Consider the following 22,160-nt stretch of genomic DNA (forward strand, 5'->3'; position numbering starts at 1 on the left):
CTACACTACGATTATGCCGAACCAATCAAGCAATAAAACGCTTTATAGCCGCGGACTTACCAAGAGTTATAAAAAGCGTACGGTTGTTTCGGATGTTTCTATTGATGTAACACAAGGAGAGATTGTCGGACTGCTGGGACCCAATGGTGCTGGCAAAACTACTACCTTTTATATGTTTGTGGGGTTGGTTACCCCTGATCATGGCCAAATTTTCCTGGACGACCAAAACCTTACGGATATGCCGATGTATAAACGTGCTCGTCTCGGGGTCGGTTATCTTTCTCAAGAGGCAAGCGTATTCCGCAATTTAACGGTGCGGGAAAACCTGGAATCCATTCTCCAGTTTTTTAACTTTACGGATAAAGAAATCAACAACCGCGTTGAGCAGCTAATCGAGGAGTTTGGACTTGAAAGAGTAGTAGACAACAAGGGATACAGCCTCTCGGGCGGTGAGCGTCGCCGAACCGAGATTGCCCGGGCACTTGTCACTGATCCAAAATTCATCCTCTTAGACGAACCTTTTGCCGGCGTTGACCCTATTGCTGTTGAAGATATCCAGGAAATTGTGGCTGATCTAAAATATAGGAATATCGGGATTTTTATTACCGATCATAATGTCCACGAAACATTGGCTATTACTGATCGGGCTTACTTAATGTTTGAGGGGAACATTTTGAAGGAGGGATCGGCAGACGAATTGGCTGACGATGAAGAAGCAAGGCGCCTGTACCTTGGCAATCAATTTAGGCTGGACCGCTACGGTCGACGACAAGAGGAGTAGTAACAACGAATTTATAATTCCAAAAAGAATAATTCTTAATAAAAATGGACGAGATCACTGTACAGTCTTTGAAAGAAAAAATCGATGCTGAACAAAAAAACTTTTTACTTTTAGATGTACGTGAACCGTTTGAGCAGTACCAATCTAAAATTGATATTGAAAACGCGATACTAATTCCTGTCGGTGAGCTTCCCAATAGGATAGATGAACTTGAAGAACATAAAGCCAACGAAATCGTCTGCCTTTGCAGAAGTGGAGCACGCAGTGCACAAGCTTGCGAATTACTACAGGGTAAAGGATTTGAAAACGTAAAAAATCTGAAAGGTGGTATTAATAAATGGGCACGTGAAATTGATGACAGCCTACCCGTTTATTAATCAGTATTATATGTAGTAATCCCAAAGGAACGCTATGCTACACCATAGCAGCAATCTGATTGAGCAACTCTTCATTGCTATCAGTATTTCCGAGTACCTTTAACAGGCTTTGCATTGATTCTTTTGGGGATTTTTTAAGCAGGTAACGGCGTACCATATTCCGCTCTTCCATGGAATCCCCAATAAATTTCTCTTCATTCCGTGTCCCGGAAGCACTAATATTTATAGCAGGATAGATACGATCATTGGCCAACTCGCGGTCCAGTACTACTTCCATATTACCGGTACCTTTAAACTCCTCGAAAATAAGATCATCCATTCGAGAATTGGTTTCAATAAGACAGGTCGCAATTATTGTTAATGATCCCCCGCCTTCAATTTTACGGGCTGACCCAAATATCTTTTTGGGAATTTCCAGTGCCCGAATATCGAGTCCTCCTGAAAGCGTACGCCCACTGCTTTCCTGAATATTATTGTATGCACGACCTAAGCGCGTGAGTGAGTCGATAAGCAGAACAGCATCATCACCCATCTCGGCCTTACGCTTCACATATCCGAGTGCAAGTTCTGTAATACGCACATGACTGTCGGTAGGCTTATCATTCGAAGAGGCAAATACTTCTGCATCAGTTGATCTCAGAAAATCCGTCACTTCTTCTGGACGTTCATCTACTAACAATACTCCGGTACAGATATCTGGGTGATTTTTTGTTAGAGATTCAGCCATTTTTTTCAACAATACCGTTTTCCCAGTCCTCGGCGGGGCTACAAGAAGCGCGCGTTGCCCCTTTCCAATGGGAGCAATTAAATCCATCACTCTCATTTCAATATCATCAGGATCTACCCCCAGCTCAATATGCTCGTTTGGCATAATCGGGGTCTGAAGTTCAAAACGGGTAGCCCGTTGCCACTCCATAGGATCACGACCGTTTATCTTCTCTATTGAATGAATATGGCGATGCCCTCTTTCATCTTCCTCATATTCACCCTCAATTTCTAAACCGGGTCGCAAGTTATATTTTTTGACTTCATCGGGTCTCAAAAATGGGTCACTGGGTTCATAACTGAATTCATGATCTTTCTTTCGAGCAAAGCCATAGTTCTTTTCGTTTATTTCAACGACACCTTTATATCGGCCGGCTACTTCCACATTTTTATTGTCATTAAATCGAGGTACAAATACATTCTTATTATTTTTGCGACCGCGATTTTTATTATTTCGTGAACGTCCCATTACATCCAATAATTTAGCTTAACCCTACATATCTGCTGCTACCATAACATAACTAATAACACACAGAAGGTAGGAATGTGATTGTGATTTAAGAACTGAGAGGTGAAAAAAGCAGTACAGCTTAAATCGCTGTACTGCCAAATATGTTAGATAAAGATAATAATCTTTACCGTTATTAAAAATTTACCGAACTGTTGTAGTTTCATTAATCCAGCCATAGCACTCCATCAAAGAAGAATCAATTTTAAAACTTTGTCCCTCTTCCAATGGTGGTTGCCAAAAGAATTTCTCCTCTGTTGTAGGTGTTACCGGCTTATAAGATTTATACTTGCGTTCTACCTCGTTAGCGGTATTAGGATCTGTTTGTCTGGCTCGATCTAAATAATCAAGTACTAACCAGTAAATTACCTTATCTTTGCGTTCCATTTTGCGGTCTTGCGTACATTGATTGACCGATCTTGCATAAATGTCAGCAATTTGGATATAGGGATCACCCCAGTTACCGTTATAATCAATGGCCTGTCGGGCAAACCTTCTGGCCTGACGCAACTGGTCCTGATTTAAGTAGGCTTCAGAAATATTCAGCGAAATAGTAGCTCTTTCTTTATCGGTAGAGGCCTTATCCATGGCTTCCTTGTAATACTTGATGGATGTTTCATAATTAGCATTACTTCTGGCAGCCTCGGCTACAGCCATAATATTCTCAAAGGTCGGATTTAATTCATAAAGTTTCTGGCTTATTTCTCTTGCCTTAGCACTCATTTCCTGATCCTGATATACACCCCGCAATTCCGTCAAAATTTCCTGGTCATTTGGATTGCTCTCCAGCTCATTTTCTAAAAAGTTGATTCGCTCTTCCGGCGACTCAAACAGCTGGTTACGAATTTCGCTAAACGAGTTTAATAATTGGTCTGAGGCATAGGGCTCAGCTTTTTTAATTACGCTTAACGCTTCATCTTTTTTTCCACTGGATGAAAATTCATTGAGTATCCTCTGTACATAGTACCCCTTCGATCTTTTAGTAAGGGCTTCCGGCTTCAGCTGAAAAGCTTTATAGTAATCTTCTGCTGCACGCGCGGAAGCATTCTCAACGTTATCAGAATTGTTCTGAAGAAGTCGGCCTCTTTTTATATGCCATTCGTATTTTGCATCCGTATCATCCGAATATTTCTCGAATGCCCTCTCATAGATTAAAAGAGCAGTATCTACATACGCTTCTTTGACCGTGGGATCTTGTTTTTTCTTTGCAACTTCAGTGTAGGCCGTAACGAGTCGCCCAATATTTCTTTGAAGATCAAAGCGAGAATATCCTTCAATACTCTCTGGCATTCCCTGCCACATCCATCGGCCAAACTTTATCGCTTCTTCAAAAGAATCATTTTTATAGTTTTCATAAAAAATGGAATATGCCTGTATTTCACTCATTCCACTTGGTGGCTGCACAGAAGATTGCTCAGTCTGTGCTAAAGACCAGCTACTGCCCAAAAATATAAAAGCAGTTAGTAATATTACCTTTTTCATAATGCTAACATTTTACTGTATGGTTCAAGTTTAAAACTGATACTAAAGCAATTTATTATTGAAGTTTTGGTCGGAAGAACATTAATTCAGCCAAATTAAGCGTTAATCGCACTCCCCAAATATTTTCTTTGGCTAAATTTGTTGTTTCTGTGCCCCTTATTCCATACTCAAAACTCAAATCGATAGAGGAATTTGAACGCGGCGACCGAATGCCAATACCCAACGCAAATTTCAGCGTATTAATCCGTTGCCCATCAATATCCAGATGTCCTGAATCATAAGAAGCTCCCGCACGATACTTAAAGTTAGATAAAAATTTCGTTGATCCTGTGACATACGGAAAATACTGTACTCCCAAACCCATTTTATATCGGTCTACAAATAACTGCTCTTCTGAGGGCTTAAAATCATTTTCATATCCAGACCATCCTTCATAAAGCCCCTCAAGACCTATCATCAATAAGTTGCTGGGACTGTAACTTACTCCGCCACTAACTTTCATAGGTAGTTTAATAGGTCCCTTGGCATTTTGCAAGTCGTTAGTTAACGTAAGAGCCCCATTGTCTACAACGCCTGTTTGTTTTCGCTCCGCACTTAGCTCCACAGGCAAGTTAACTGTTGCTCCAATACCCAACTGGTCATCCTCTTGTAAAATATTGGGCAATCGAATAAATGTTCCCACTCGGTGCCCAAAGCTGTAACCACTGGTTTTAAGCGTAAAGTTAGCATCACGATAGGGGGATTGTGGAAATCGAGCTACGTATAAATCATCGATTGATAGAAAATACAAGGACGTAGCATAGCCAACAGATATATTTGAATTAATTCTCCAGCCAAGACCTAACTCAGCTCTATTTAACCCGCCGCTTCCACGATTTTCAACATTAAAATCAAGTGTTTCTCCCTGAATATTATCGTCAACCTCCCATGTTTTTTGCTCAAATGTACGGAATTTGGACTCCGTTACCGGCATAAAGGAAGCTGAAACACCCAATTCGCCCCTGATAATAGGAAGTTGGAGCTGAAATTGACCAACCGAAAAGTTTGAATTTGTAACGCTTCCGTTTGCATTAGTGGCGTTATAAGAATCAATACCAATCTCTCCTACACCAAGGCCATACACAGTATTGCCCCAGTGGGCCGGATTTGCAATCGTTCCTACAAAAGTTTCATTAAAAGAAACACCCAACAGCCCCATTGATTGAGCCGCAGAATTACCAGTATCTAATGGATACCCAATACCTATTTTGGAATAAACAGATCCACTTGAGGCCTTAGCATCGCCAGATTGGGCATATGCGGTAGAAGTTGCAAAAACAAGCAGTGTTACTATAAGAGCTAACTTTTTCAACGCTAATTATTAATATTTTTTAAAGAGGTAATTATAATTTTAGGCTTCAGTCCATCAGGCACTTGATCACTATCAGTCATAATGAGAGTTGATTTTATAACACCGTCATTCGGTAGTGTCACAAAGAACTCCCTCCCTTCCGGAAATCCATTTCTTATAATATTTTCGACCAATGTAGTAACATCAAACCGAAAAACACCTTCATCAGGAGAATAACTCCCCTGCAGCCTGGTCGGATTATTTAACGGCACACCGGGATCGATATTATCAGGTAACCCCTCGGGATCAGCTAAGTGCAAAAATGCCACCTGTTCTTTTGCCCTTTTCGTTGTTGAAGGCTCTCCGTTTAAACTTTGTTCCAAAGCTGAAGTATTTTCATGTAAAACCAATACTGCTCGCGATAGCCCCGGAGGCTGAATGTCCAGCTGCTCAATACCCAACTGCTTAAAGTTGAGCACATTTTCATACGTACTGTGCAAAGGAATTGATCCCTGCGGGAAGGTACTATTGCCCCCTCTATCTAAATAATAGCCCCACCTATTTAATGAGACATCAAATGTATCCGCCTCGGGATGTTGAATAACAAAGCGAGTTGAATCGCGATATAGAGGTAAAATTTTATTGCTGTTTTGGGGAACCAAGGCTAAGCCATGGGCATCATACACGTATGAAGAGTCAGCCGTCCCGGTAGTGTCATTCCTTACGGAATCAGCCCAACTTCGATAATCATCCACCCATTCTGATGCTAAATTTGAGAGATTAATCATCAACGAATCTTCTGATCCAACCGAAAACTCACCAAGCTTTTGTCCTAACGATAGCTCACGATCAACCTTAAGCACCCGATCGCGCCAGTATTGATTGATTTGATACAGGTCAAACTGTTGCGTACCGATGGTGTCTCCGGAAACTTGTTCCAAGTCATACATTAGCCGCAAAAACATTTCGGCATCTGCTTTCATCGTATCAGATGATGCCGGGAGATTTGGCTTTAAGTAACCTATAGCATCCATACTGCCAAACAGCGGATCATTAAAACGTCCGGCCGAAAAAAAGTTCTTTTCCCCGGAATAAGATGTAGCATCGACCGAGGTTAAGCCGTTGATAGTTACTGTGTCTCGTACGACTTCTGATGTAGGATCCGTTAGGCCACTACCTACAGAGCCGGGATTTTCGCATGCGCTAAATCCCACCAAGACACTTAAAACCAGAACTATGTGAAATGACCTTATTTGTTGAAAGGAGATTTGTATAAAATTTTGCAACGAGATACTGCTCTAAATTTATTTATGATTCTTCCGTTTCTTCTTCGGTTCCGGCAATCTCATCGTAGTAAGCGGCAAATTTATCGGAAACATCCTCAGGAGATCCTTGAATTTTTCTTGCCGAAACCCCCAGCTGTTCAAAAAGCTCATCCAGCTCATTGGTTATATGATTGCCGGTAACAACGTAATCACTGTATTTTAAACCAAGAGTTCGTAAGTCAACGTTGTCGCCCTCTATAAGATTGTCCTTATCAACAGAATCGGGCAAATTAACCAAATCTAACAGCTTTTTATTGAATATACCGTTGTTTTCGGGGTGATGGATATTGTAAATAACCTTAGTATCCTTAAACAGATCCAGATTATTATATTTTTCTTTGGCAAGTAATGGAATTAACCCTGAGGCCCAATCGTGACAATGGATGATATCCGGTTCCCATCCCAATTTTGCTACCGTTTCCAACACACCCTTGCTATAAAAGACGATCCGCTCATCATTGTCATCAAAATGCTCACCGGTTTCCGGATCCATAAACATGGCTTTCCGCTTAAAGTAGGTGTCGTTATCCAAGAAATACACCTGCAGCTTCGCATTAGGAATGCTCGCCACCTTAATTCGCAAGTTTTCTATTTTTTCGCCTATTTCAACTTCAATGCCAGATAAGCGAATTACCTCATGCAATCGGTTTCTGCGATCGTTAATAGTACCATATTTAGGTAATAAAATTCGGATTTCGTACCCCTTATCTTGCAATGAGGCCGGCAAAAACCGAAGCAAATCAGCCGTATGTGTCATTCTGGCAAAGGGAGATATCTCAGCAGCAGCATATAATACTTTCATAGATAAATACTAATGAATTCGTTGTTTATTTATTGTTTACTCGTCGGATTCGCCTTTCTCCTGATCTGCATAAAGCTGACTCATCTCTTCGTCATCAAGGGAGTAAAAATCAAATAGCGTATCACCTCGCAGCCCCAGGCGCAGGGTTTCGACAGGAATAACTTCTGAAGGCTGTATATTGCCAAGATTTACATTGCTTCCAAACTTACGAATAAACCAAACCTGTTGTTCTTTTTGAGGAGCCTCAAAAATCAAGTTCTCTACCGGTACCGAATCGGCAATTTCATCAATAAGTCCGGAGCGCACTTCTCCGTTAGGGCGAAAAACACCTACGGTTCCACTTTCTCGAGCCTCACATATAATTTTCGATGCCCCGGCATCGAGCTCACGCTCAATCATTTTAACCCATTTATACGGAGGTATTATATCGTTTGGGTTTTTACTGCCAATTTCAGACAAGATGGTAAAGTGCTTACTCATCTTCTGAATGATTTCTACCTTTCGTTGATCGGACAGCCATATTGTACCATTTGATACCTCGGCATGTTCGATATTGAAGCGTTCTAACAGCTCCATGTAAGCATCAAGCTGATCACGAAGCACATAAGCTTCAAAAAGAGTTCCCCCAAAATAAACCGGGATATCTGCATTGGAATATACAGCCAGCTTATCTTCCAAATTCTGTGTTACATAACTGGTTCCCCAGCCAAGCTTCACAATATCAATGTAATTGGAGCAAGATTCGCAAAAATCCTCAACTTGTCGAACACTTAGACCCTTATCTAAGACAAGCGTCATTCCTTTATCTCGAGGTTTCTCGGTACGCTTTGGGAGGTGGTTGAGCTTAAAAGCCATTGGAGATTATAAATTTGACAAATTAAACGGACAAATATACTAAAATGAAGCCTGTTAATAAAATCTTTTACCGCCTTTATTCTACGGAATCTGCCATCCGTGCATATTTCATGAGCGTATTATGAACGGAAAGAAGTTTTAATCAAGTTCTCCCTCCGGCTTCAATATCAATGCAGAATAAGGCTCCATCCAAACATGTTGTTCTTCTCCCAATCCATAATGACCACCCTCATTGGTGCCCCCGTAATATTCCGACTCACTATTAAAAACAATGCGATATTGCTCTCCTTTGAAAGGCCCAACCGAATAATCAGATATCTTTTGATCAGAAAAATTCAAGATAAATAAAAGGTGATTTGAAGGATTCTTTGCCTTTCTTAAAAAAGAAAAAACCGATGGTAACTGTTTCCCCAAGGCTATCCATTCAAAACCATCCGCATCCTTATCCAACTCGTATAGTGACTCCTCCTGCTTGTACAAAAGGTTTAGATCATCTACCAGTTTTTTAACCCCTTGGTGACGCTTGTGGTCTAACAAATACCAGTGAAGCGGTCGATCTTCAGCCCATTCACTGGTCTCAGCAAATTCCCCTCCCATAAATAATAGCTTCTTTCCGGGGTGCCCGAAAAAGTAGGTAAATAACAAGCGCAGATTTGAAAATTGTTCCTTTTCATTGCCTGTACTTTTCCAGACAAGCGGTTTTTTAAGATGCACCACCTCATCGTGCGAAAAGGGGAGCGTAAAATTTTCCGAATAGTTATACATCATCGGAAAAGTAATCTTATTGGGGTCATTTTTTCGCTGCTCGGGATCTTTTTGAATGTATTCCAGCGTATCATTCATCCAACCCATATTCCATTTGTAATCAAAACCAAGCCCATCATTATGCACTGGTGTTGTTACTCCAGGCCAGGATGTAGACTCCTCAGCAAAGGTAAGTATCCCCGGAAATTCACGGTGGATCATCTTATTAAAATCCTTTATGAACTGTATGGCTTCCAAATGCTCATTACCGCCATATTGGTTTGGTGTCCATTCCCCGTGCTCTTTTGAATAATCCAAGTACAGCATTGAAGCCACTGCATCTACGCGCAGTCCATCAATATGGTATTTATCGCACCAATAATGAGCATTCGATAATAAAAAGTTTCGCACGCCCTCTTTGCCGTAGTCAAAAATATAGGTCCCCCAATCTTTCTGTTCTCTCTTTTTAGGATCTTCATATTCGTATAAAGGCGTGCTGTCAAACATTTGCAGCCCTTGCTCATCCTTGGGAAAATGCCCGGGCACCCAGTCCATTATTACTCCAATACCGTTTTTATGACATTCATCAACAAAGTACATGAAATCTTTAGGATCGCCCAAGCGACTGGTAGGCGCGTAATAGCCGGTAATTTGATATCCCCAGGATGGGTCATAAGGATGCTCAGCAATAGGCATCAGCTCGATATGCGTAAACCCGCAATCCTTCACATAGGGTACCAAATCATGTGCTAACTCCCGGTAGGTCAAATATTCATCATTATTTTCTCCTTTTCTTTTCCATGATGCCAAATGTACTTCATAAATTGATATGGGTTGTTGAAATGATTGCCGACGTTCCCGGTTCTGCATCCAGCCCTCATCATCCCAATGATAATCCGACAAGTCATATACCAGCGAAGCTGTTTTAGGGCGAACTTCCATTGCATAAGCATATGGATCTGATTTTAAGAATGGCGGGGCGTCCTCGGCTGTTTTCAATTCATATTTATACAAAGCCCAATGCTCCATATCGCGAATAAAGGTCGTCCAAATACCCGTGGCTTCATCTTTCTCCATGGGGTTTTTTCGCCCATCCCAATCATTAAATTCACCAACAACACTTACACTATGGGCATTAGGTGCCCAAACAGCAAAGTAAGCCCCTTCTTCACTAAAGTTGGATCCCATAAAATTATAAGCCCTATGTTGGTGGCCTTCCTGCCAAGACTTTTTTTCTTTGTCTGTTAAAATAGTTTTCAATTTTTTGGAGGTTAGGGTATTATTAAACTAAATCTATTAGACAATATAGGTAAAGCAAAATAGACGAAATAACAACACCGTAATTTATTCACTAATTATGGGATGTAGTCGGTTGGTTGTTTTTTTTATCATCAATAGATTTTAAATATGCTTTAAGGGACAGTCAATATTCGTATCAATGCGTTCTTATATTATATCAGGCTTAGCCAAAAAACATTTAAAATTAGCTAAATTTTCTGCTTCGAATATTCAATCTTATCAGTACCTTCTTTTGTTGTTTGGATTGGTTATGCTGTTTTTCTTTCTGTTTTTCACATCTTTAAATGCGCAGACGCAACATAATGAAAAAAATATAGCTGCAAGTGCTAAAGATTGGATGTTCAACGGTAATAGCAAAAAAATACAGGGGATTGGAATTGCAGATTATTCTCAATTCAATCCTGAAAAATCTTGGAATAAAGCTTTTGAGTATGCCGTACAAGACCTTAACGCCAACCACTCATTACTTGTATATCATTATGGCTATCAAATAGGTCGCGGTCCCCTTCACAAGCGATCTAACTATGCTATTCGAAATTTTTTAGACAGTACGCAAGTTTCTGTTGTTGATTCTGCAAGATGGAAGGGGCAAGCTTTCTTGTTGGTTGAACCCAAAATCAGCCTTCCAGATTCTTTGATCTATCCGAGCAGAAAATTCAAAACTGTACATGACTCCATAACAAACAAAACAGCAGTTTCATCCCAACCAGATCAATGGATTCGTACTATGGGAGCAACACCCAGAATAAATAGCAACTGGAACATGAGCATCACCAAAGCTAAACAAAAAGCATTACGTAATTTGGCCGAAGATCTTGCAGTAAAAGTAACCAATGAAACCTACTCAAAAAATAATGTGCAACGGCGCTATTACAACTTTTCCACTGTCTATGCCTTCCAACGCATTAAAGCCATTAATAGATCTTTTGATGCTGATAGCTTTAAGGTAGAGTTGGCTATAGATCCCAATGAAATTAAAATGCTTTTAGAAGAGTAGAATTTTCAGCTTCCATCTTTAAATGAAATTTAAAACCAATCTTACTCTTCTACTTTCCGCTTCCATTGGCTGTACCTATCACGCTGTGTTGTCACCTTCTTGAGATAATTTCGGGCCTCAGCATATTCTAAGTTTTCACGCAGATGCTTATAATTCTGTTCTGGTGACATACTGTTAATTTTTGAAAATGCTTTTGATAAATTTGTATTACCTGTATAGGCAACAGCAACATTTCCGGCACCGGTGTTATATGCACAGATCATAAGGTATTCCCGAGTGGTCTGATCTTCAGCCCGATCAAAATAATTCGAGCTCATGATATCTATAAAAGTCGTCCCCATCTGAATGTTATTGTCCGGCTGAAACAAAAATTCTTTGGTAGGAATACCGTCCTCATTAAAAATTCTTCGGTAGGCATCGCGTCCGCCTGTTGAAGGCACTAACTGCATTAATCCATAAGCATTCGCATGAGAGGCAGCGGTAGGATTAAAATGAGACTCAACATGAATGATTGCAAATACAAGAGCAGGATCTATATTATGTTCCCGTGAGAATTTGTATACAAAATCCTCAACCTTTTCAGCTCTTTTTTGCAGGTGATCATCAGAAAGCTCAAAGTCTACATACACGACATAGCGTGTTTCACCATCCTCACCCTGTACCTCTTTGGTTTTAGTATTCTTTTCAGCAACTTCTTTGGCATACTCATCTACGGTCTGATCTTCGGATTTATCCAGCTGATCTTCCAACACCGGTTCTTTTGTAACCTCTTTGTTAGGCACATTTTCTGTTTCAAACCCTTCTCGGGTGCCTTTTGATTGCATTGCCCCAGAAACCTTTTCGGGCATTTTTTCTTTGAGTTGTTCAGCTTCTTCTTTACTGTCTGCAATTGCTTCAACCTGGCCATTCCCTTTTTCAAAATCTGTTGAAATACGCAGGTTTCCATTTTCTTTGTATTCAACCCACTTCTTTTTGGAACGCTCCTCAAAATCACCCCATTTCTTCAACATTTCTTCTCTAAACGCTTTATACTCCTTTTCATAGGCCTCACGATAGTTCTCATAAGCCTCATCAGAGCTTGCCACCCCATTTTCAATTTCTTCCAAATACTGTTGATATCCCTGCTGATACTGTTCTTTATAATCCTCAAAACTATCTTGTGCAAAACCGCAAGAAATCCCTGCACCAAATACAAAAAATAGAATTGCGGTTAGATACCTATCCATACGATGAGATCTATTTTCTCTAAACATATCTTTTACTCTCCCTGAAATTGAAATTAATACATCCAATGCGGATGGAAATAACAAAGTTCTGTTACTCTGCCACTACAGAAAAGAAATACCCAACCCGGTTAGTCCGGGTTGGGGTAATTTATGTAATGTGATTAATATTCAACCTATACCTTATTGCTCAGATGGCATATCGCCATTTTTCATTTCATCAATTGAATTCTTCATCTCTTCAAAGCCTTTAGAAGCCTTAAACTTGGTATACATCTCTTCGTCTTTTGACAAGGTGTTTTCGAGCGCTTGATTCAAGGCATTTGCTGCTTCACCTACAGGTAGGCGTACCAACATAAGCACTTCATGCTTGGTGTTATTATCGCGCTGATAAAACTTGCTTCTATCAACATCTACACCGCGCAACGTTTGTTGACCTACTGATTTAGAAACATCAGTAAATACTTCGCTATAATTACTGTTAGTACCTGATGTTGTCTCTTCTGCAAAATTCTTCTGCATAGCACTTACCTCAGACTCAAGCTTTAACGTAAGCGCTGCTCGACCATTTTGTAGTGCCTGCTTTCTGGCCATGCTTCTGCGAGAAGATGTACCCTCTCCAATCGCATAGATATATTCGTTATCACTACTGGGTGGATTCGTGTACCAACTTGGTAAATCGCTTCCCGAATTATCTGTTGCCGGCTCCGAGCTACTGCAACCTACAACTAAAAATCCAGCTACTAAAAAAGTGAGTAGTATACGTATTTTCATAATGATCCCTATTTTATATTAGATGATGTAATTAACTAAGTCCATATTGATGAACTTTTTTTTAAAAAAGTGGTTACTAAATTAAGCCATTAGTTAAAAAAAATTTATCAACAAGTCACATTTATTTGATATAACAAGCCTATCAGGTTCGCTTACTCTACAGATAATAGTTCATTGTTAATAAAGCCTGTAAACTCTGAGGACAATTTTTCTTGAACTGCCTGAACTGCTCTTTGCCGTGCATACTTTTCATTCATGCTTCCTTCACGCCCCTCTGCCATATAAGTGCTAAACCATTGCCCGTTCTCTTTGTTTTGAGCTTCAATCTGTAATGCCCATTGGATAAATTCATATTTGGGACGATTCAGATCAACCGGCTCCATCATTAAATTGACATTCATTTCAATCACCGGATCATCCGCGTTATTGGCTACCTCAAAGCCTTCATTCTGCAATTTTCTGGTGATATCAGACTGAACTTCTCTGGGAACTTTTCCATCTTTTATCAGCTTAACGGTGCACGCTTGTTTTGCATCTCGATATTCTTGCGTGATTTCTGACAAGGCTACTTCGCCCTGTGCAGCCTGTCCAGAAAGAATAGCTCGCTGGTTAATTAGCATATCATTAACTCTTGCTGCTGCCAATGCTTGCTTCAAATATATCAACCGATTTAAACGACTATTTGTCTGTGATGCATTTTTTCGCAGCGTATTAATCTTATCTTGATTATTCTTAATCTCTCTACTATACAACTGTGAAGTTTCCAAACGGTCCATTGCAGCAAGAGCATAGAATGTTCCATCTGAAGCCTGATGCACTTCTTTAATTTCTACATTCCTCATCTGTTGATCCGAGTTAACCTGAGACTGGGTAATTAAATTGGTATTCTCGCGGGTTGACGTCCCTTCCTCAGAGTCTGTTATTTCCTCAAATTCATTGACGTAAGACTCGTTCACTTCAACTTCAGACACAAAAATTTGGGCTAAATTTGATTGTGCCTGGGTTCGGGCTCCCTCTCTTGTAGGTGAAGAGCCAACCGCCATTAAAAATTGGTTCTCACTATATTGTTCCGCAGGATTATCAACCCAGGCTGGCAAGCCCGAACTTTGGGCCTCGGCTGTTGCCGAACACCCATACGTAAATACAAGTAAAACGATACCCGCTATCAGAAATAATTGATGACCAATATTATTACATCCCATAAATACAGTTGAATCCACTTTTTTAGTTAGAATATATTGATGCTACCGGTTCTAAACGTTCTTGTTCACCGATATTAATATTTCGTGCCTCTGAATATAGCAATTCGCGCTCTGCCGAATAATAGTTAAATGTTACATCATGTTCCCCGGCCGGAAGCTTAATTACATTTGTATAAATATTAGCCGGCATAGTTTGCCATCCGCGCAGATCAGCCTGCTCTGAAGCTTCTCGCGCCTTACCTCCAATAAAACTGGCCACATCACCGGCTACCGAACCAAATTCATCTTCCACTGCATCCGATACTCCTTCCTGTGCTGCAGACTTCAAAACCCCTCTGATAGTAGCTCTTGCAACAATAATCGGCTTTTTAATCTTAAATGTTTCTCGAGCCACCTTATCCATTTCTTCGATAATTTTTAATTCAATACTCATCGTATCATTTATTACTGCCTCAATAGCGGCCACATTCGACGGTTGCATCACCAACTTGGGAATAGCAATTTTTACGCCTTTCCCATCTCTATTTATATCAGTATTGATACTATTATCTACCTTATCGGGGGCTTTGCCACAGAAAGCCATGACCATTGTATTATACTGATCCGGATCCTGAACCCTGGTGAAGGTAGAATCAAACTCCAGCTTTGAATCTGGCATAGCTTGATGATTATTGATGGCTTTTTTCAATTTATCCATTTCGATTCGCGCACCATCTTGCTCACCAGCTTTAGCATATAATGCACCGGCCAGATAGTGACTCAATGGGCTATCGTGAATATTTGACGTGCCTGCTTCCCAAGTTATATCCTTTTCTGTGGTATCAGATTCGGCCATGGCACTGGCATATTCTCCATATTTCTGTTCTGCTTCAGAAAGTTTTTGAGCAATGCGCCGAGCCTCAACCAAAGCACTCTCGAAGTTATTCATTTTTAGATATCCCAAGCTCTTAAATGCATTGAGATACACATCCTCATAAACTTCACCGTTATAATTTAGCTGAGTATCGTTACTTATAAATGCCCCAATACCCGTCTTTACACTTTTCGAGAAGAACTGGTCAATATATTCTTCTGCATTAGTATAGGATTCCACACTCTGCTCATAATCCCCTTTAAAATAATTGATCGTTCCTTTCTCCAGAGCATAAAGCACACGATCTTTAGCCTCATAAATATCATTTTCCTTTAAACTATCGGCAATATGATCGGCTTTTTCATACTCACCTGACTGAAAAGACGATCGCATCTGTTTTTGACCATTCATCAATTTTTGCGAACCACATCCTGTTATAAGTCCAGCAAAAACCAATAATACTATCCCTCTTGCTATTTGTTTATTAAACATAAACTGACCCTCATGTAATGAACCTTGTAATTAATTAACCCGAGCAGGTTAATGTCGCACCCCTAACCTGTCATGTTTTATTTAACCAACGAACTTCTATTAATCTCTCTAATCCCTAAACAGGTGTTCAAACCCGTCAAAAAAAATCCAAATTGCTCTACGAAAAAAGCTTTAACGAATCACCATTTTACTTTACTTCGCTCAATCATCTTCTTGATTTTTTTGTTACCTATCCAAGCCTTTCTATTAGATTCAACATTAATCAATTCAAGATTGACAGTATAAAACTTGGCAGCTTGGGTGCCATCTAAATTCTTATCAATGTTGGCCTCTATATTACCCACCAACATATAGTCTGCCCCCATTTCTTGAGCAAGTGAAGCTGCAGATTCGTATGATGCATGTTGCTGTTGATCGTCGCGCTCAGCTCGAATCTGATTACGTTGATCGGGGTCGGCAACAATCTCCACTTTCTGGCTGTTAACAATAGCACGCTCCATTTCTTTAATAAAAATATCCGTGCGTATATGTTCGGTGGTATTATTCCTGATATTTCCTACAATTAACACCGGTGAATCCACATTCTGCAACCACGCAGCTGAAAGAATATCAGACGTCATGTCCTCAGCCACCATTCGAGCATCGGTATCATTCCATTTGCCTGACAGATCCGATTGTGAACCAGGATCCACTCTTTGTACACTTTGTGAAGGTCCACATCCCCCAAAAAGAAATGCTACAATTAACGTACTTAAAATAATTCTTGAAAAGCTCATAGGTCGACTCTCTTAAGTTTATTTATGATTTACCCCGCTTTATTTTAACACCATTGAACATGCTATTTTTCAGAAAACATTTCAAATGGAAAATCTTTTTGTGCAAAGTTCCAACTATTTTTTTCGAAAACACCTTATTTTCTTTTGCAAAACAATCTAACTATATAATTATTTGGTTGTCAAAAACCCACTAAACTAAAACTCAAATGTTTGTAACTTTCCTACTTTGATGTTACCATTTATCAAAGTAATTCATCTAACCCGAGAGATTTAAGTTATGGTCAAATACACCATTAAAAATATTTTCTGTTCTATATTAATCTCCTTGTTCGTGGTCATGGGTATATCATTCAATGATGCACAAGCCCAAGACTTTGAAGAGTGGAAAGAGAACTATCTTCAGGAATTCCAGGAATTTCAAAATAAGTACGACAGGGAATTCTATGAGATGCTACAAAAAGAGTGGGAAGACTATAAGTCGGAGCATAGCCCGGATTTCTATGAAAAACCAAAGCCCAAAACAATCCCTGTTGTTAAAGAACCCGCCTCACCGGATCCCACACCTAAAAAACCAAAGGAAGAAAACGATCCAAAAGCGAAAGAGCCCCAACTCAAAAGTAATCAGCAATCTCCGGAAACGGAACAACCTCAAAAAGAAAATAAACAAAGTACTTCTGAATCGAAGAAAGAGAAACAAATAAAAACTGAAACAGATCGGGAGCTTAAGGCTAAATCCGAATCTTTTAAGCCCTCTAAAGGCCTAACCACAAAATTTGACCCCAATATTGATAAAGCGGAAGTTCGTTCCAAGCAGTTGCAATATTTTGGTATCCCTATCAGCTACAAATATTATGCAGCCTATGAAAAAGATTTAGAAAAGCCGATAAACCGAGAAGCTATTGCTGAATTTTGGAAGCACCTAAGTACAAAAGATTATCCTTCTTTTCTGAATCAGATTCAGCAGGTTCGTACCGAACTGTCGTTAAATGATTTCGGATATGCCCAGTTACTACATAACATCGGCACTCAAATTTATGGAGCAAAGAGCAATGAGGCTACATTATTTACATGGTTTATGCTAACACAATCCGGATTTGGGACCAAGTTGGCTTATAAAAACCATAAGGTTCATCTTTTAGTTAAAGCCACTCCGCACGTTTTCCGAAAGTCGTTAACTATGGATGGTTCAAAATATTATGACATTCAATTAGGCGATCATCATCCAACTCTTCCCGAAAGTTTTTATACCTATAAAGGCAAGCATACCCAAAAAGAAGAACACCCCCTCAATCTTCTTTTCAAAGGACTACCAATACTCGATCAAGAACAGAAGCAACGAACGTTAGAATTTACCTTCAGGGACTCCTCTTATTCAATCAACATTCCTGTTAACATTCAATCTGTCAACTATTTTAAGAACTACCCTCAAGCTGATTTGGACTTATATTTCAGTAGTCAAATAGATAATAATGAGTCTCATTCTCAGTTAGTCAAATCTTTGAAACCTCTTTTAGAGGGAAAATCTACACTCGAACAGGTAAACCTATTACTCCGTTTTACGCAGCGCTCCTTTGATTATCAAACCGATACTGAGCAGTTCAATACTGAAAAAAAGATGTTCCCTGTAGAAACGCTTTACTACCCGGCATCGGACTGTGATGACCGCGCAATTATGCTTGGCTATCTGCTTGATAAACTGACCGATCTCGATTATATCGTAGTGCGATATCCTGGCCATTTAACCCTGGCTGTTCACTTTCCCGATGAAGAACCAAGTGGTGAACGCATTAACAACCCTGTTATCCATAATGGGAAACGTTATTATGTTTCAGATCCCACATACTTTGGCGCTGATGCCGGGATGATTATGCCGGATTACCGCGGCATGCAACCGTCTGAAGTATTTGATCGTTAAGGCAACTATTTACTTTTCAAATTCTACAAAAGCCTCTTCAATATTTTGGGGCTTTTGCGTAATTCTGCTTACCAGCCATGTTGCCAATAAACTTAACCCAAATGCCGGAATCAGCTCATAAAGATTCTCTTTTAATACGGGAATATAGTACCACACAATTGTCACCACGGTTCCGGTAATCAATCCGGCGAAAATGCCTTTGCGTGTTGTCCCTTTCCAGTAAAGTGCTAATATGGAAGTAGGGCCAATAGAAGCTCCCAATCCTGCCCATGCAAATAATACCAGCCAAAAAACCAACACTTGAGCAACCAAGCTGAATATTAGTGCAATTGCCACCAACGTTACTACCACAATCCGACTGTATTTTACGAGTGTTTTTTGAGAAATCTTTTGCCCCTTCGTTATAATCTTATCATACAAATCGCGAACCACCGAAGATGCCGCTACCAAAAGCTGAGAATCTGCTGTGGACATGATAGCCGCAAAGATGGAAGCGACCACCACCCCAAAAATTATGGGATGCAAGTGCTCTTGTGCCAACGCAGGATAGAGATTTTCTGAATCTGCACCCGGCAGTAATTCTATTTCCGGAAAATAAACTCGTCCCGCCAAGCCGATAAAGATTGCCCCCCATCCCATAAGAACATTCCATATGGTCCCTATTACAGCCGACCACCGCAATTGTTTAGGGTCATCAATAGACATATAACGGGAAAGAATATGCGGATTCCCCGGAGATCCAAGACCAATACCCAAGAAGCCCAACAGTCCGCCAAAACCAATAGCCAGGGGATCTATAAACCCTGCCTCCATGCTATTTAGTTGTGATAAAACTTGGGACAATCCTCCCATATCCCAAATAGCAATAAAAGGAAGCACCACCAATGCAAAAACCATAAAGATAGCTTGGAACATATCGGTCAGGCTGACTGCTAAAAAGCCACCGAGTACCGTATATCCCATAATAATGATAGCCGTGAGAATAATGCCATTTGTTTGCGAAAGCCCAAAGCTTGATGCAAAAGCCTTGCCGCCTGCCACAAATTGTGCAGAAACATAACTGACCATGAATATTAGAAATACAACAACCAGTGCAATACGCAGATAGCCATTCTTATCATTAAATCGCTCGGCAAAAAAGTCGGGAACGGTTATACAGTTATATGTTTCTGAGAAATTGCGAAGCCTTCGGGCGTAATACAGAAAAAGAAACAGCTCAACAATCACGTAACCCATTACTGCCCAAACTGCCGAAGCCCCCTGGGTATAGGCCATACCCGTTACGCCCACCAACAGCCATGCACTCCGACCAGATACCACCGCCGACAAGGCCACAACAAACCGATTAATCTGGCGTCCCCCGATAAAAAACTCGCTGATCCCTTCCGAAGAAAAGCGGGAAGAATATATACCAATGCCCACAAGCAATAACAGATATCCGATAAATGCTCCAACAGCATATTCATTTACCGCAATTGAAATAGCTTGCGTTTCATCCATTGTCGCGGAATTTTATGCGATAAGAAAGTGCCACTGCCAAACCGATAACCAACAGCGGCACAACAAACATTATCAAATAAAATGAAGTCATAATTAACAGCTATTGCAATCGTATCAACTATGAATCATGGGAAAATACCCATTTGGTTGTAAATAATACCCACCTTGTTAATGGCATTTAAAAATGCCGCAGTGCGCAAATCGATATCATGCGTTTTACGCAGCTCGTTTAATTCGTTATAAGAATTGATCATCGTCTCTTCGAGACCGGAATCAACCAAATCTTTCTCATCAGCTCCTTGGGCAAGTATCCCCATTTCAGCTTCTGAAAATTTCCTGTCGGATATATTTTCAATAACATTTAAAATTTTCCGATAACTGCTTTCCTCAAACCGTTTTTCCATGCGTCCAAATCGGACGTGTGATAGGTTTTTCAACCATTCAAAATAGGATACTGTTACCCCTCCGGCATTTAGATAACTATCCGGTATGATAAGAGCTCCCTTTTCTTTTAAAATTTCATGAGCCTTATCCGTTGTTGGACCGTTAGCCGCTTCACCAACAATTTTTGCTTTAATATCAGGTGCATTTTTTTCATTAATCTGATTTTCAAGCGCAGCCGGTACCAAAATATCACATTCGGCCTCCAAAACCTTTGTATTACTTTCTAACTCTTTGGTATCACCAAACCCTAAAATTGAACCCGTATCCTCACGATACTCCATCAATTTTTCCAGATCTATGCCTTCAGAGTCATAAATGGAACCTTCAATTTCTGCCACTCCAACCAAAATGGCACCACCCTGAATCAAATTCTGGGCGGCATGATATCCTACATTCCCAAGTCCCTGAACAACAAAGGTCTTACCTTCCAACCCCGGTTCCAATCCTAAATCTTCCATATCCTGCTTATTCTCACATGCTTCTCGAATACCGAAATACACCCCGCGTCCGGTTGCTTCGGTTCGGCCCCGCACGCCACCCTGTGGGATAGGTTTTCCTGTCACACATGCTTCGGCATTAATGTCAGATTTTAGCTGCCGGTAAGTATCTAAAATCCATCCCATTTCACGAGCACCGGTACCGTAGTCCGGAGCAGGGACATCAGATCCGGGCCCTAAAAAATCCTTTTTTATCAATTCATACGTATAGCGACGAGTAATACGTTCAATCTCGTCGTCCGAAAAGCGAGTTTTATCAATTTTGATCCCTCCTTTAGCTCCTCCAAAGGGGACATCAACAACAGCACATTTATACGTCATTAGCGCTGCCAAAGCCATGGTTTCATCTTCGTTAACAGTCGTACTAAACCGAATTCCGCCTTTGGTGGGTAATTTGTGATGGCTGTGCTCTACCCGCCAACCATGAATAACTTCTATAGAACCATCATCGCGCTCAAGGGGAAAGGTAATGTGGTACACATTGTTGCATATTTTAATTTGATCAAGCAGCCCCTGATCAAATTTAGAATATTTTGCTGCTCTGTCGAACGCTCTATTTACTTGGGCAAAAAATTTATAATCGGACATAAAATCGGAGTTTAACTGATGTAATATTTCAAAATATATTTTTTTCAATTTCTTAGATCGACAATCGCAATATTATTACAGAGTGTCAACATTTATTACCCCTGTTTAAACATAGCCGTATGTATTTTTTTCCATTGATTTGGCATTCCATCGGTATGCAGCAACATTATTTTTTTTACGGTAAATTGAATGTAAAACTCCCGTCCGATATTGTTGAGAATTTTCTCTTTCTGCTCCCGGGTTAAATCTCCATAGATCAAACTAAGATGTGGCATATATTCATCCTTATAGGCATCCGGGCAATCAAATAACCGGCAAGCATTTTCATGCAGATGAGTAAGCCCTTCGTTCTGTGCTACATGAATAAATAATGATTGGTAATACGTATCAAGATAACCGGCTTTTGAAAGTTTTAAATCAAATGGTTTAACTGATGACGCCAATGTGTTGGTCAGTGCCACAAGTTCTGTTTGGGATGCCGTTAACCCTCCAAGCAGTGTTACGTGTGGCGAAAATACCGGTGTGTCGTGTTTTTTACTGAGCTCCTTAATCCGTTGCTGTAATTTATAAGCTGTTTCTCCGGTCGGTTCCAACCATAGCGAATATGTTGCAGACTTCTCCATAACGATGA

Annotated in this window: 19 protein-coding genes; 4 read left to right on the forward strand and 15 right to left on the reverse strand. The window is 40.3% G+C overall.

Annotated features, from left to right (window positions below; all coding sequences use genetic code 11):
* Positions 1 to 13 precede the first annotated feature (13 nt).
* Complete coding sequence (gene lptB / locus ACQ76V_RS11870) at positions 14 to 781, forward strand: LPS export ABC transporter ATP-binding protein (RefSeq protein ID WP_441000718.1); 768 nt, start codon at positions 14 to 16, stop codon at positions 779 to 781.
* Positions 782 to 825: 44 nt separating this feature from the next.
* Positions 826 to 1,158, forward strand: a complete 333-nt coding sequence (locus ACQ76V_RS11875) for a rhodanese-like domain-containing protein (protein ID WP_441000719.1) — start codon at positions 826 to 828, stop codon at positions 1,156 to 1,158.
* Between the two features lie 37 nt (positions 1,159 to 1,195).
* On the opposite strand, the gene rho is transcribed toward ACQ76V_RS11875, so the two are convergent.
* From rho to glgB, 7 genes are all read right to left on the reverse strand, one after another.
* On the reverse strand, positions 1,196 to 2,392 hold the full coding sequence (gene rho / locus ACQ76V_RS11880) for a transcription termination factor Rho (protein ID WP_441000720.1): 1,197 nt from the start codon (positions 2,390 to 2,392) through the stop codon (positions 1,196 to 1,198).
* 183 nt (positions 2,393 to 2,575) lie between these two features.
* On the reverse strand, positions 2,576 to 3,913 hold the full coding sequence (locus tag ACQ76V_RS11885) for a tetratricopeptide repeat protein (RefSeq protein ID WP_441000721.1): 1,338 nt from the start codon (positions 3,911 to 3,913) through the stop codon (positions 2,576 to 2,578).
* A gap of 55 nt (positions 3,914 to 3,968) precedes the next feature.
* The gene (locus tag ACQ76V_RS11890) at positions 3,969 to 5,264 is read right to left on the reverse strand and encodes a hypothetical protein (RefSeq protein WP_441000722.1); all 1,296 of its coding nucleotides are present in this window, start codon (positions 5,262 to 5,264) and stop codon (positions 3,969 to 3,971) included.
* Between the two features lie 2 nt (positions 5,265 to 5,266).
* Positions 5,267 to 6,457, reverse strand: coding sequence for a hypothetical protein (locus ACQ76V_RS11895; protein ID WP_441000723.1), 1,191 nt, complete (start codon positions 6,455 to 6,457; stop codon positions 5,267 to 5,269).
* Between the two features lie 94 nt (positions 6,458 to 6,551).
* The gene (locus ACQ76V_RS11900) at positions 6,552 to 7,370 is read right to left on the reverse strand and encodes a glycogen/starch synthase (protein ID WP_441000724.1); all 819 of its coding nucleotides are present in this window, start codon (positions 7,368 to 7,370) and stop codon (positions 6,552 to 6,554) included.
* A gap of 36 nt (positions 7,371 to 7,406) precedes the next feature.
* A complete protein-coding gene (locus ACQ76V_RS11905) occupies positions 7,407 to 8,225 on the reverse strand; it encodes a phosphosulfolactate synthase (protein WP_441000725.1) in 819 nt (272 codons plus the stop codon).
* A 138-nt stretch (positions 8,226 to 8,363) separates the two neighbouring features.
* Positions 8,364 to 10,229: a 1,4-alpha-glucan branching protein GlgB gene (gene glgB, locus ACQ76V_RS11910; RefSeq protein ID WP_441000726.1), complete on the reverse strand. Its 1,866-nt coding sequence runs from the start codon at positions 10,227 to 10,229 to the stop codon at positions 8,364 to 8,366.
* 178 nt (positions 10,230 to 10,407) lie between these two features.
* On the opposite strand from glgB, the gene ACQ76V_RS11915 reads away from it, so the two are divergent.
* Positions 10,408 to 11,265, forward strand: coding sequence for a hypothetical protein (locus ACQ76V_RS11915; RefSeq protein ID WP_441000727.1), 858 nt, complete (start codon positions 10,408 to 10,410; stop codon positions 11,263 to 11,265).
* A gap of 41 nt (positions 11,266 to 11,306) precedes the next feature.
* Here the strand turns inward: ACQ76V_RS11915 and ACQ76V_RS11920 are convergent, their stop codons facing one another.
* The 5 genes from ACQ76V_RS11920 to ACQ76V_RS11940 form a co-directional block, all read right to left on the reverse strand.
* Positions 11,307 to 12,491: a murein transglycosylase domain-containing protein gene (locus ACQ76V_RS11920; protein WP_441000728.1), complete on the reverse strand. Its 1,185-nt coding sequence runs from the start codon at positions 12,489 to 12,491 to the stop codon at positions 11,307 to 11,309.
* Between the two features lie 180 nt (positions 12,492 to 12,671).
* The gene (locus tag ACQ76V_RS11925; RefSeq protein ID WP_441000729.1) at positions 12,672 to 13,262 is read right to left on the reverse strand and encodes an LPP20 family lipoprotein; all 591 of its coding nucleotides are present in this window, start codon (positions 13,260 to 13,262) and stop codon (positions 12,672 to 12,674) included.
* Positions 13,263 to 13,414: 152 nt separating this feature from the next.
* On the reverse strand, positions 13,415 to 14,482 hold the full coding sequence (locus tag ACQ76V_RS11930; protein WP_441000730.1) for an LPP20 family lipoprotein: 1,068 nt from the start codon (positions 14,480 to 14,482) through the stop codon (positions 13,415 to 13,417).
* A gap of 4 nt (positions 14,483 to 14,486) precedes the next feature.
* Positions 14,487 to 15,809, reverse strand: a complete 1,323-nt coding sequence (locus tag ACQ76V_RS11935) for a hypothetical protein (protein ID WP_441000731.1) — start codon at positions 15,807 to 15,809, stop codon at positions 14,487 to 14,489.
* A gap of 179 nt (positions 15,810 to 15,988) precedes the next feature.
* Positions 15,989 to 16,585: a penicillin-binding protein activator LpoB gene (locus tag ACQ76V_RS11940; RefSeq protein WP_441000732.1), complete on the reverse strand. Its 597-nt coding sequence runs from the start codon at positions 16,583 to 16,585 to the stop codon at positions 15,989 to 15,991.
* A 337-nt stretch (positions 16,586 to 16,922) separates the two neighbouring features.
* Here ACQ76V_RS11940 and ACQ76V_RS11945 point away from each other — a divergent pair, with 337 nt between their 5' ends.
* On the forward strand, positions 16,923 to 18,500 hold the full coding sequence (locus ACQ76V_RS11945) for a hypothetical protein (protein WP_441000733.1): 1,578 nt from the start codon (positions 16,923 to 16,925) through the stop codon (positions 18,498 to 18,500).
* A 9-nt stretch (positions 18,501 to 18,509) separates the two neighbouring features.
* On the opposite strand, the gene ACQ76V_RS11950 is transcribed toward ACQ76V_RS11945, so the two are convergent.
* From ACQ76V_RS11950 to ACQ76V_RS11960, 3 genes are all read right to left on the reverse strand, one after another.
* Entirely contained in the window at positions 18,510 to 20,000 is a 1,491-nt protein-coding gene (locus ACQ76V_RS11950; RefSeq protein ID WP_441000734.1) for a sodium/proline symporter, read from the reverse strand.
* Between the two features lie 125 nt (positions 20,001 to 20,125).
* On the reverse strand, positions 20,126 to 21,529 hold the full coding sequence (locus ACQ76V_RS11955; protein ID WP_441000735.1) for a Glu/Leu/Phe/Val family dehydrogenase: 1,404 nt from the start codon (positions 21,527 to 21,529) through the stop codon (positions 20,126 to 20,128).
* 95 nt (positions 21,530 to 21,624) lie between these two features.
* Complete coding sequence (locus ACQ76V_RS11960) at positions 21,625 to 22,152, reverse strand: 2'-5' RNA ligase family protein (RefSeq protein WP_441000736.1); 528 nt, start codon at positions 22,150 to 22,152, stop codon at positions 21,625 to 21,627.
* Between the last annotated feature and the right edge of the window lie 8 nt (positions 22,153 to 22,160).

This window comes from Fodinibius sp. SL11, assembly GCF_052060035.1.
Taxonomy (GTDB): Bacteria; Bacteroidota; Rhodothermia; order Balneolales; family Balneolaceae; genus Fodinibius.

Coding starts and splice junctions, on each gene's coding strand:
- lptB (WP_441000718.1), top strand. CDS start 14: ATGCCGAACCAATCAAGCAATAAAACGCTTTATAGCCGCGGACTTACC.
- ACQ76V_RS11875 (WP_441000719.1), top strand. CDS start 826: ATGGACGAGATCACTGTACAGTCTTTGAAAGAAAAAATCGATGCTGAA.
- rho (WP_441000720.1), bottom strand. CDS start 2,392: ATGGGACGTTCACGAAATAATAAAAATCGCGGTCGCAAAAATAATAAG.
- ACQ76V_RS11885 (WP_441000721.1), bottom strand. CDS start 3,913: ATGAAAAAGGTAATATTACTAACTGCTTTTATATTTTTGGGCAGTAGC.
- ACQ76V_RS11900 (WP_441000724.1), bottom strand. CDS start 7,370: ATGAAAGTATTATATGCTGCTGCTGAGATATCTCCCTTTGCCAGAATG.
- ACQ76V_RS11905 (WP_441000725.1), bottom strand. CDS start 8,225: ATGGCTTTTAAGCTCAACCACCTCCCAAAGCGTACCGAGAAACCTCGA.
- ACQ76V_RS11915 (WP_441000727.1), top strand. CDS start 10,408: ATGCGTTCTTATATTATATCAGGCTTAGCCAAAAAACATTTAAAATTA.
- ACQ76V_RS11920 (WP_441000728.1), bottom strand. CDS start 12,491: ATGGATAGGTATCTAACCGCAATTCTATTTTTTGTATTTGGTGCAGGG.
- ACQ76V_RS11925 (WP_441000729.1), bottom strand. CDS start 13,262: ATGAAAATACGTATACTACTCACTTTTTTAGTAGCTGGATTTTTAGTT.
- ACQ76V_RS11935 (WP_441000731.1), bottom strand. CDS start 15,809: ATGTTTAATAAACAAATAGCAAGAGGGATAGTATTATTGGTTTTTGCT.
- ACQ76V_RS11940 (WP_441000732.1), bottom strand. CDS start 16,585: ATGAGCTTTTCAAGAATTATTTTAAGTACGTTAATTGTAGCATTTCTT.
- ACQ76V_RS11945 (WP_441000733.1), top strand. CDS start 16,923: ATGGGTATATCATTCAATGATGCACAAGCCCAAGACTTTGAAGAGTGG.
- ACQ76V_RS11950 (WP_441000734.1), bottom strand. CDS start 20,000: ATGGATGAAACGCAAGCTATTTCAATTGCGGTAAATGAATATGCTGTT.
- ACQ76V_RS11955 (WP_441000735.1), bottom strand. CDS start 21,529: ATGTCCGATTATAAATTTTTTGCCCAAGTAAATAGAGCGTTCGACAGA.
- ACQ76V_RS11960 (WP_441000736.1), bottom strand. CDS start 22,152: ATGGAGAAGTCTGCAACATATTCGCTATGGTTGGAACCGACCGGAGAA.